Origin of the sequence: uncultured Clostridium sp., assembly GCF_937920395.1 — a bacterium.
Classification (GTDB): Bacteria; Bacillota; Clostridia; order Clostridiales; family Clostridiaceae; genus Clostridium_AD.
Genome location: NZ_CALEVF010000245.1, coordinates 1 through 9592, shown reverse-complemented (window position 1 = coordinate 9592; position 9592 = coordinate 1). Strand labels below are relative to the sequence as shown.

The 9592-nt window shown below is 28.9% G+C and carries 12 protein-coding genes and 1 pseudogene; 4 read left to right on the top strand and 9 right to left on the bottom strand.

The annotated features are described in order from the left end of the window. Together Q0649_RS16175 and Q0649_RS16170 are read right to left on the bottom strand one after the other, a co-directional pair. A pseudogene (locus Q0649_RS16175) lies at window positions 1–1058 on the bottom strand (AAA family ATPase); the annotation flags it as partial. A gap of 38 nt (window positions 1059–1096) precedes the next feature. After that, on the bottom strand, window positions 1097–1372 hold the full coding sequence (locus tag Q0649_RS16170) for a GNAT family N-acetyltransferase (RefSeq protein WP_298844398.1): 276 nt from the start codon (window positions 1370–1372) through the stop codon (window positions 1097–1099). A gap of 156 nt (window positions 1373–1528) precedes the next feature. Here Q0649_RS16170 and Q0649_RS16165 point away from each other — a divergent pair, with 156 nt between their 5' ends. Next, the gene (locus Q0649_RS16165) at window positions 1529–2176 is read left to right on the top strand and encodes a hemolysin III family protein (RefSeq protein WP_298844395.1); all 648 of its coding nucleotides are present in this window, start codon (window positions 1529–1531) and stop codon (window positions 2174–2176) included. 87 nt (window positions 2177–2263) lie between these two features. Here the strand turns inward: Q0649_RS16165 and Q0649_RS16160 are convergent, their stop codons facing one another. Both Q0649_RS16160 and Q0649_RS16155 read right to left on the bottom strand, forming a co-directional pair. Next, window positions 2264–2605 (bottom strand): cupin domain-containing protein, encoded by a 342-nt coding sequence (locus tag Q0649_RS16160; protein WP_298844392.1) that lies wholly within the window; start codon window positions 2603–2605, stop codon window positions 2264–2266. A gap of 117 nt (window positions 2606–2722) precedes the next feature. Beyond that, a complete protein-coding gene (locus Q0649_RS16155) occupies window positions 2723–3598 on the bottom strand; it encodes a PilZ domain-containing protein (RefSeq protein ID WP_298844389.1) in 876 nt (291 codons plus the stop codon). 217 nt (window positions 3599–3815) lie between these two features. On the opposite strand from Q0649_RS16155, the gene Q0649_RS16150 reads away from it, so the two are divergent. Both Q0649_RS16150 and Q0649_RS16145 read left to right on the top strand, forming a co-directional pair. After that, a complete protein-coding gene (locus tag Q0649_RS16150) occupies window positions 3816–4157 on the top strand; it encodes an NAD/NADP octopine/nopaline dehydrogenase family protein (RefSeq protein WP_298844386.1) in 342 nt (113 codons plus the stop codon). A gap of 90 nt (window positions 4158–4247) precedes the next feature. Continuing rightward, window positions 4248–4580 (top strand): DUF5316 family protein, encoded by a 333-nt coding sequence (locus tag Q0649_RS16145; RefSeq protein WP_298844383.1) that lies wholly within the window; start codon window positions 4248–4250, stop codon window positions 4578–4580. A 90-nt stretch (window positions 4581–4670) separates the two neighbouring features. Here the strand turns inward: Q0649_RS16145 and Q0649_RS16140 are convergent, their stop codons facing one another. Both Q0649_RS16140 and Q0649_RS16135 read right to left on the bottom strand, forming a co-directional pair. After that, window positions 4671–5408 (bottom strand): YgcG family protein, encoded by a 738-nt coding sequence (locus tag Q0649_RS16140; RefSeq protein ID WP_298844380.1) that lies wholly within the window; start codon window positions 5406–5408, stop codon window positions 4671–4673. 230 nt (window positions 5409–5638) lie between these two features. Continuing rightward, entirely contained in the window at window positions 5639–6343 is a 705-nt protein-coding gene (locus tag Q0649_RS16135; RefSeq protein WP_298844377.1) for an MBL fold metallo-hydrolase, read from the bottom strand. Between the two features lie 246 nt (window positions 6344–6589). On the opposite strand from Q0649_RS16135, the gene Q0649_RS16130 reads away from it, so the two are divergent. Continuing rightward, a complete protein-coding gene (locus Q0649_RS16130) occupies window positions 6590–7690 on the top strand; it encodes an acyltransferase (RefSeq protein WP_298844374.1) in 1101 nt (366 codons plus the stop codon). A gap of 48 nt (window positions 7691–7738) precedes the next feature. On the opposite strand, the gene Q0649_RS16125 is transcribed toward Q0649_RS16130, so the two are convergent. From Q0649_RS16125 to Q0649_RS16115, 3 genes are all read right to left on the bottom strand, one after another. Next, the gene (locus tag Q0649_RS16125) at window positions 7739–8575 is read right to left on the bottom strand and encodes a nitroreductase family protein (protein WP_298844371.1); all 837 of its coding nucleotides are present in this window, start codon (window positions 8573–8575) and stop codon (window positions 7739–7741) included. A gap of 102 nt (window positions 8576–8677) precedes the next feature. Next, a complete protein-coding gene (locus Q0649_RS16120) occupies window positions 8678–8929 on the bottom strand; it encodes a kinase to dihydroxyacetone kinase (RefSeq protein WP_298844368.1) in 252 nt (83 codons plus the stop codon). 157 nt (window positions 8930–9086) lie between these two features. Continuing rightward, window positions 9087–9326, bottom strand: coding sequence for a hypothetical protein (locus Q0649_RS16115; RefSeq protein ID WP_298844366.1), 240 nt, complete (start codon window positions 9324–9326; stop codon window positions 9087–9089). Window positions 9327–9592 lie beyond the last annotated feature (266 nt).

The window sequence follows — 9592 nt, the reverse complement described above, 5'->3', positions numbered from 1 at the left end:
GCAGCTTTCTTTGCAAATTCTATTACACTTTTCATTTTTTCATTATCACTTATAATATCATCAAATTTGTAGGTCGCTTTATACCCCACTACTTTATTAACCAACTTATGTATATATTGAGTTTCTCTAAAAGTTATAACTACACCCATAAATTTATTATTAACCTTCATAGCAACTGCATTTATTATACATTTTATTCTTTTATTTTTTATGTGGAAATCACATTCTATATTATTATAAGCTTGCCTAGAACTTGACATCATATTATCAAAATTTAAATCTTTTAATGTTTCTTTTATATTCATTTTAAATATTTCGTTTTGTGTTATGCATAAAATATTCTCAGCTCTATCATTTATCCTTTTGATATTAAAACTCTCATCACTTACAATCATACCTTCTACAATTGAATCAAAGGTTATGTTTAATAAGTCATAAGAAATAATAAGTGCCAGCTGTTTTTTTATTGACTCAGCTGCTGCTGTAACAATTCCCAAGGTATGTAAATGTGCATCACGACAAATTCCCGACATATTTATACAACCTATTATATTTCCTTCTTCATCATGAATAGGTGCTGAGGAACATGTCCAAGAATGTTGGTTTATACCATAATGCTCAGCCCCTATTGTTTGTATAGGTTTATCTAAATGGAGCGCTGTTCCAATAGCATTAGTGCCCACTGCTCTTTCTGTCCACAGCGCTCCTTTTACAAAATTTAGTTTATTTGCCTTTTCTATAATATTAATTTCTCCAATTATATCAAGTATATATCCATCTCTATCTGATAAGAATAAAGCAAATCCAGAGCCCCTAATAATATTATATATATCCATCATTATAGAACTGGCTACGGAAACAAGTTCAGCATTTTCTTTGATTTTAGACTCTACAGATACCCTATAAGCATCATTACCACGACCATTCATAAAATCTACACCATATTCCTTGCATCTTTTCCAGGAGTCTGCTATTTCTAATCTTACCTCATTATTCATATCCCCTTGCTCCACAAATACTTTCCAAGCCCTAGAAATAAACTGCATATACCCTGACATACCCTCCACTCCCTCATCCCATTTGTCCCACTCACGTCTTACTTTTTTAATACATCTAAATACTTATCATTTTTATTCAATTTTGCTTTAGCGTAAGGGCAGATAGGAATTATCTTTTTGTTTGTTTCTCTCGCTAAACTAACAATCTTTTCTAACAATTGTCCACCAACATTTTGACCTCTTAATTGCTCAGATACAAAAGTATGATTGATGATTACCTCATCCCCATTATATACAAATTCCATCTTAGCAAGTGGTTCTTCTTCGTTATCACCCACATAAAAACTCTTTACACCTTTTTTTATATCTAGCAAAATAAACCCTCCTTTAATTTTACTTTTCATTAAAATAATATTCATAAACAACAAAAATCTCTTCTTCATTTAAAACATATTTGCATTATTTGTATGAAATTTTAACATTTAAGTGATAAAATAGATACAGTCATAGGAAAAAGGAGTTAAATAAAAATGATTTCAAAAAGTAGGGTAAGTGGAATAATACATATTGTAGGCGGTGTACTTGCTATAGCTGCACTTGTATTATTAGTTGTGTTTTCGTCATTAAAAGCTACTGCTTGGCATATAGTATCATTTTCAATTTTTGGTACAACATTAGTATTACTTTATACGATGAGTTCATTATATCATATGTTACCAGCGGGTTCTAAAGCCCAAAAAGTGTTTAGATATTTTGACCATATGGCAATATATCTTTTAATTGCTGGTACGTATACTCCCATTGCCTTAATCCCTTTAAGAGGTACATGGGGATGGAGTATGTTTGGCGTTATATGGGGACTGACTATAATAGGTATTGTATGGAAAGCAATATCAACAGGAAAATCAAGAACGGTATCCACTATACTATATGTATTAATGGGTTGGGTGATTATAGTTGCAATTAAACCAATGATTAAAACTGTTCCTATAGGTGGACTTTTCTGGCTCCTTTTAGGCGGAATTTTTTATAGTATTGGTGGTATCATTTATGGACTAAAAAAACCTAATTTGAATATCCCCTGGTTCGGTTTCCATGAAATATTCCATGTGTTTATAATTCTAGGTAGTTTTTGTCACTTTTGGATGATGTTTAATTACCTTATGTACCTACCTTAATTATTTATTTATAGCATGCTCCTCTTTATTTGTTATATGCACTAACCTAAGAAAAAGTATAGCAAAATAAATTTGCTATACTTTTTCTTATCCATTTACTATAACTAACATCATTTTAAATCTTTCATTAGCCACGAGTCCATGAGGTGTATTTGCTGGCATCAATATCATTTCACCCTCACTCACAATAGCTGGATCATTATCCCCTATTGTTATTGTGACTTGACCTTCTGTTACATATACCAAAGCGTCTCCAGGTGCTGAATGGGTACTTATTTCTTCCCCCTTATCAAAAGCAAATAGTGTTATGCTAACGTTATTCGTTTGTGTTAATGTTTTACTCACAACTTGTTTTTCTACATATAAAACCTCTTCTTTTAATCCTAATGCCTTTGCAACTTCAATATTTTTGAAAAATTTAGTATTCATATTTTTTCCTCCTAATATTTTATTCTCACATATTCTTGCTTTCCTATGTCTCTATTCTATATTTATTTAAGTTATAAGAATGTGATTTAAATCAAATAAAATAATTATAAATTTTTTTTATATAAGTTTCTCAAAATTATGATTTTCAGTCTTCGCATAATTAAACTTTAATCTAAAACATTCATGCGTTAATATCCCCTTTTCTAAAGAAAAATCCACTACTTGCTCTAAAACTTTAATTATCTTTTCTTTTTCTGAATCGGTAATATCTAATTTCACTCCATATATATATTTATTCTCTTCTACTCTTTTTCTCCATGATGTATAACCTTTAGCATAAATTTTTATATCAGCAATAACTATACTAAATTCTAACATTGTATCCTCATCTATTACTAAATTAATATCAGTAATAAATTGAATGCCGTCTCGTGAGATATTATCAATTAGTATAGTGACCCACTGAGAAATGCCTGATTTATTACTAATTTTGTGCATTTTCATTTTTGCAACAAAATTATCATTAAGCTTATATCTTTTATACATTCTTCTATCAACTTTTACCGTACATTTTCTAATACAATCTACATCACATGTACAAATACCAGAATTCTCTAGATTTCCATTTTTATTTAACTCATCAAGTTTACTCAAAAACTGTTCATGTTCATCATCATCATCATCAGTCTTATTAACAAATTCAACTCCATATCTATATATATCCTTATCAATTTCTTCTTTTCTCACAATATAGCCATAAAAAGCAATACTCACCTTTTTAATAACTAACTTAAACTCTATAATCATCATATCACTAACTGGTAGGTTTAAACTAAAAAGAAACTTAAGGCCACCAGAGCTTATATTTTCTACACAGATATTGCCTTTGCCTGTGGTAACCATTTTATCATTAAATTTAACAATAGAAATTTGTGTACAAATTGGTGTTTTACATTCAATTCTAAAATATTTTCTAATGCCCCTTGTTTCCATAAAAACCATCCTTTCTAAATATAAATATATTATATTTTTAATATGTTATATTATCGTACGTTTTCCCCCAGTCCTTAACTAGTAATGTCTAACCACGTTATATTAGCATCAAAACGCTTGGTTGTGTCCATTTAAAAGCAATCAAAAGTAAACAAGATAAAATAGAGGCTTATTTGGTTTTCACTATTATACTCGGTATATATTGGGGTTATATAATTTGGGTAAGAAAGATGAACTTTTTATAGGCGCTATTACTGTTCGTAATACATCAGAGGTATGCAAGGTATTAGAACACATGATTCAATTTTATAATGAGTGGACGGATGAATGCTCAGAAATGTTAATAGCTACTGATGAAGAGGTACATAACTTATGTCTAAAGCTTGGGACTATTGATTTGAAGAAGGTTGGTTTTATAAAGGAGTATTTCGGAGCAGATTCCGTAAAGCAGATGACTGCTCAAATTAGTGGTAAACCCGCACTTAAGAATATACAGGCACCACTTATAAAAACACAAAAAGGATACATTCCAGATTTTAATTCAAGATACTTTGCATAAATTCAACATATTTACGTATATTCATGTATTTTCATGTCGTCATTATGACGTTTTATGTTTTTAGTATTTAATTGTTAGAATATATAGAATATGATGTTAATTGAAGTAGATATTAAGGAGTGGGTAAAAATTAAAAAAATAATTATTTCAAGTTTTATTATAATGTTCATTAGTATTGTGTTGGGTAAGGTCTTAAACAATTGGATATTATCTATTAAAATTTGTGGCAGTATTGCCTTAGTATGTTTTGGTTTAGCTGGAACCTTAAATGGTACTTCTATTAGCAAATACAGGTTTAGATTACATAATTCTATTAATAAAGAAGAGGACAAAACTGGGAAAAATAAAATCACTAATTTTGCCATGGTTATAGGGTCAACTAATACTATTTTGGCTGTTATTATTTTTTTCTTAATAAAATAGAGTTAACAATTTAAAATCATGTTAACTCCATTGGACTTGATTATACTCACTTGAAAATTTGTCTTCTTTGTTTCTTAATCTACTAAATGGTTAGTCAGACGCTCCACCACCGCCAGAGTCCCCTCCACCAAAGCTCCCGCCGCCTCCGCCATCGAAACCTCCACCGGATCCTCCTCCACCAAAGCCACCATAATACCCTCCACCGCCATATCCACGATTGCGTCTATTGGGTCCTTTAAATATTGCTGCACATATAACTAAAATGAAAAATATTAATTTGAATAGGTTAGCAAGTGTATATTTAGATTCTTTAGGTGTTTGTGCTGTTTGAAGTTTAGCATCACTTATTAATGGATAAAGCATATTTAACGCCTCTGAATACTTTTTTTCTCTTAATACTGGATGAACTTTTTGTAGAATACTTTTAGCCGTTATATCTGGAATATCCCCTTCTAAACCATATCCTACCTCTAATCTAATATTATCAGTAGATGTTACATAGACAAATAATAAACCTTTATTGGACGCTTTGTCTCCAATTCCCCACTTTTTAAATACTGCATTAGAATATGATTCTAGGTCATACCCGCTAGGAAGCTCTTTTACAGTAAGAATTGCAAACTGTATTCCCTTTTGACTATTTAAACTGGTACTCTCTGCAACTAACGTTTGAATCTCAGCTGTTGTTAATAATTTGGCATAATCTTGCACATAAATATTAGTAATTGGTTTGTCTGGCAACTGATCTTCTGCTGCAAAGACTGGTATACGGAACATTAATACTGCTATAAGAACATAAAATAATATTAATAATTTCTTTTTGAACATCTAAATTCTCCTTCTAAATTACTTAAATAAATTTTTTAACATCAGTAAGTACCGAATCCATACTTTCATACAAATTATAAGTACTTTTATATTTCAACAGGAATGTATATTTGTCCTTCTTATTTATCAAAAAAATCAAAAGGATTCCTTATATTTCACTTATACTATTTTCGATCATCACAAATTTAAAAGGAATTCATTTACTAAATTCCCTTTAATCTTATTAAAAATCAATTTATTTCTACAACATTAAATCCATTGTGCTTTATATCTTCAACTGTTATATTTTTATCTAGATGCATACAATAAACCTTATTTCTAAATTCTAGAGGAACTATATCACAAAGTTTTCTTAATGATAAGTGAGCATTCCCTTCATAATCTAATCCACATGTATCTTGATAAATTCTACAAATCTGTCCGTTTATTAGCTTATCTACTATTGTGTTACTTATAGCATTAGCATCCCCACTATAATAAAACACTCTTCCATCTAATTTCATTATAAATCCATATGTCGGTATTGTATCAACATGAGAAACATGCATAAAGTTTATACTAAAATTTCCAAGTTGCATATCCTTTATATCTTCTGCATTATTACTATAAAGGTTGTACATTTCAGCACTTACCCCTATGCTAGTTAAAAAACTTTCTATTAACTCCTTTTGAGGAAAAAAAATAGTCGGTTTGTGTTTTAAAATATAATACGAATAAAATATAACGTCTCCAAGACTTCCAACATGATCAGGATGTGTATGTGTTATAAGAATATACAAATTTTTAAGTCCATCAAGCATGTTTAGCTTTTGTAACTTATGAAAAACTGTTCCTCCACAATCAATAAGAATTAAGCTGTCATTTTTCTTTACAAATGCACTCGTATTCCCAAGTTCTGTATTAAAAGCACTTCCCATTCCAATAAAATTAATCATATTTCCCTCCTATAAATAACCTTAAATCACACTCATTTTTTATATGGGCAATAAATATTCATTTCCATAAAAACCTTCCTTTCTAATTATAAACATATTACATCTATAATATGTTTATTATCGTACTATTTAACTAAGTTCTGAGCAATATAAAAACCTGGGGCCAATGAAAGCCGTGTCGAATTATAATGAAATATGTTATAATAGCTATTAATTCACAAATTATACATTATAGGAGGAAGCTTAATGGAAATCCAAAAGAAACAAGGATATCTAAATAATATATCCTTACTAAGAGTATTTGCTATTTTAATGGTTGTTTTAGGGCATAGCATGGTTGTTTATCAATACAACTGGGGTATTTATACTCCACTTATTAAATCCAGCTTTTTTAATTCATTAAAAACTTACATGGATATTTTTCAAATGCCTTTATTTATTTTTATCTCAGGGTATATGTACTATTATTGTAGGAAAGAGTGTAGAAAATATAAGAAGAAAATTAAATTTTCATTTGATAAAACAAAACGGCTATTAGTTCCATACATTTGTGTTGCAATATTATATGTAGTACCAATTAGAATGCTTACTAGTTATAAAGGTTATTTGGGTAACAATGTTTTAGAAGTAATTTATAAATATATCCTTACTGGCATAGATTCTGGACATTTATGGTACTTACTAGCAATATTTGAGATATTTATAGTATTTTACTTATTCGAACCTATAATCAACAAAATAGGTACACCTGCTAGCTTTATCATTATAGCCAGTGCTAATATCATTAGTTATAAATTCCCACACTTACTCCAAATTGCAAGTTCTATACATTATTTTATGTTTTTTTATTTGGGTTATATCATTAGAAAAAACGAGAAAGCTTTTTCATATGAATTTAAAGGAAATAAGAATATTATTTTAATTACAACTTCATTTATTCTACAATTTTTGTTTTTATTATTATCTTTGAAGCTATCTAATAATAATTTAATTTGTACATTGTCCAAAAATGTTGCGTATTTATTTAGTAATATTTCCTCTGCTATTTTTTATTTTTTAGCTTTATCAACAATAAGCTTTAAATATACGAGCTTAAATAGTAACAAAACACTAAAATTTTTAGATAAAGAGAGTTATGCAATTTATCTATTTCATTCACCTTTAATTTACATAATGCTAAATTATATTGCAAATAAAAATATTTCACCATTTATAGTTGTCCCATTATTTTTTGTAATTATTCTAGTTGGATCACTTGGAATTTCATATGTTATCAAAAAAACGAAAGTGCTAAAATTTATGATTGGTGCTTCAACTACAAAAAAGCATAGTACTATTTCTACTTAATTTAAAAGGGAATTCAATAAATGAATTCCCTTTTTGTTAATAAAAATATTATTTAGACCAGCTGCAACAATATTCCCAGTCATTTTGTGTACTTATATCTTTTATTTCTACCCATGAGCCCTTTAAGCCAAGTTCATTTGCTGATAACTCAAAATGACATTTAGCTATACCAATGTCATTTTTTTGCATATCATAACTAGATACTCCATAGCCTTTTGTTCTGCAAAGGAAAAAGTGGTATACATTCTCATCCTTTATAATTCTCCAAGGTTGTTTGTTTGAAGCAGAAGGTCCAAGTCTTACCATCTCTAATACAGTAGCATATTGACCAACATTATCTTCACTTAGTGGTGCTTTACCATCTTTTTCAAAAAACAATTCACTCCATGGTTTTCGTTTATTAGCACCAATAACTGTTCTCATAACTGATTCAAAAACTCTAGGCTTTTCTTTTTTTATTCCCACAGGAGAAACTATAGGTATAAATTCATTATCAGCTAAACTCATATTTTCTTCAAAATTACTCTTATTAAAAGTTCCACCGAGCCAACATGTTTGAAGCCCCAAATCCGTTGCGAAGAGAATAATTTTTTCAAATAAATACCCAAATTCAAGCGCATTTTTTTCATCTCTTTCAAGTATTCCAACAATAAATGAATTAGCACCTGATATAACTCCGTATGTCCCTAATTTTTTTGCTTTACCAGAATCATTATTATTACTTTGTGTAACTATAATCCTGACCCTTAATTTTGTTTCTTCATTACTCTTTTCAATATAATCCTTTAGCTTTTTAAGGGTTACACTTTCGATGTTTTTTTTATCAAACGATCTGCTTGATGTCCTCATCTTTATAAGTTCAATAACTGACTTTTGAAATTCCATACTTTCTCCTTTTAAGCTAGCATTGAGTTTGGGTTTAGATATAACACTAAACTGCCAAATTTCAATTATAAACTTCTTTTCTTTTTAAAAGTTCATATACCTTTAACCTTTAAGACCCATAGTTTGACGTTCCATGTTTTCTACAACGATATCATAAATTTCTCCTAAAGAAGTACAATACTCAAACACCTTCCATGGTGTATTGGTATGAAAATGAATTTTAATTAATTCATCGTCACCAACCGCAAGCAAACAATCACCTTCAATATTCTTTGTAATATATTCGTTTATTGCATCTTCAGAAAGATTATGTCCTTCTATTAATAATTGAGTATCAAATTTGTATTCAATCATATTACACTCTCCTCTGTTCTTTCTATTTTATAAATTATTATTTACTTAATATATTGTCACCTGACTTAATAGTATTATACCATATTTTTCTTTTAATTTTGTTTCTATCGATATTTATTATCAATTGAAAATAAGTCTTTACAAAAAAATTTCCTTATTAACTACTTTGTCCATTAATCTTGTTTAAATAAGTGTCATATGCAATCACTTCTATATTCCTCCAAAACAATCCTCGTCTTCGCTGTATAAAACAAAAATATTCGTCATCATTTATATATATTTTTACTTCGCTCTTTACGATTCTATATAGTCTACCTGAATAGTCCTTGGCTAATTTAATTGTTTTAAAGTTTTTAAACACTTTTAATCTTACCATTTCTATATCTTGATTATCCATAAGTTCCCCCGTTTATTTATCTAATATATCGAACTATTTATATTTCATCATTACCGCTACTAAATACCATTATAAAATAAAATTTTCTATAAAACTTTATTTACTTCTTATATCTCGTCTATTATCACTTAGTCTTTAGCATTAACTATAATTTATTTGAATTTTTAGTTACAGCCTATCTTCCATGGATATATCATTGGATTTAGTACCCTTCTTTGAAAATCTTTTACCTAATATGAATGGCATATAATTGTTAATTACATAAA

Bases quoted from the DNA above. Each gene is read 5' to 3' on its own strand.
- Q0649_RS16165 (WP_298844395.1), top strand. From the start codon at position 1,529: ATGATTTCAAAAAGTAGGGTAAGTGGAATAATACATATTGTAGGCGGT.
- Q0649_RS16160 (WP_298844392.1), bottom strand. From the start codon at position 2,605: ATGAATACTAAATTTTTCAAAAATATTGAAGTTGCAAAGGCATTAGGA.
- Q0649_RS16155 (WP_298844389.1), bottom strand. From the start codon at position 3,598: ATGGAAACAAGGGGCATTAGAAAATATTTTAGAATTGAATGTAAAACA.
- Q0649_RS16145 (WP_298844383.1), top strand. From the start codon at position 4,248: ATGATGTTAATTGAAGTAGATATTAAGGAGTGGGTAAAAATTAAAAAA.
- Q0649_RS16140 (WP_298844380.1), bottom strand. From the start codon at position 5,408: ATGTTCAAAAAGAAATTATTAATATTATTTTATGTTCTTATAGCAGTA.
- Q0649_RS16135 (WP_298844377.1), bottom strand. From the start codon at position 6,343: ATGATTAATTTTATTGGAATGGGAAGTGCTTTTAATACAGAACTTGGG.
- Q0649_RS16130 (WP_298844374.1), top strand. From the start codon at position 6,590: ATGGAAATCCAAAAGAAACAAGGATATCTAAATAATATATCCTTACTA.
- Q0649_RS16125 (WP_298844371.1), bottom strand. From the start codon at position 8,575: ATGGAATTTCAAAAGTCAGTTATTGAACTTATAAAGATGAGGACATCA.
- Q0649_RS16120 (WP_298844368.1), bottom strand. From the start codon at position 8,929: ATGATTGAATACAAATTTGATACTCAATTATTAATAGAAGGACATAAT.
- Q0649_RS16115 (WP_298844366.1), bottom strand. From the start codon at position 9,326: ATGGATAATCAAGATATAGAAATGGTAAGATTAAAAGTGTTTAAAAAC.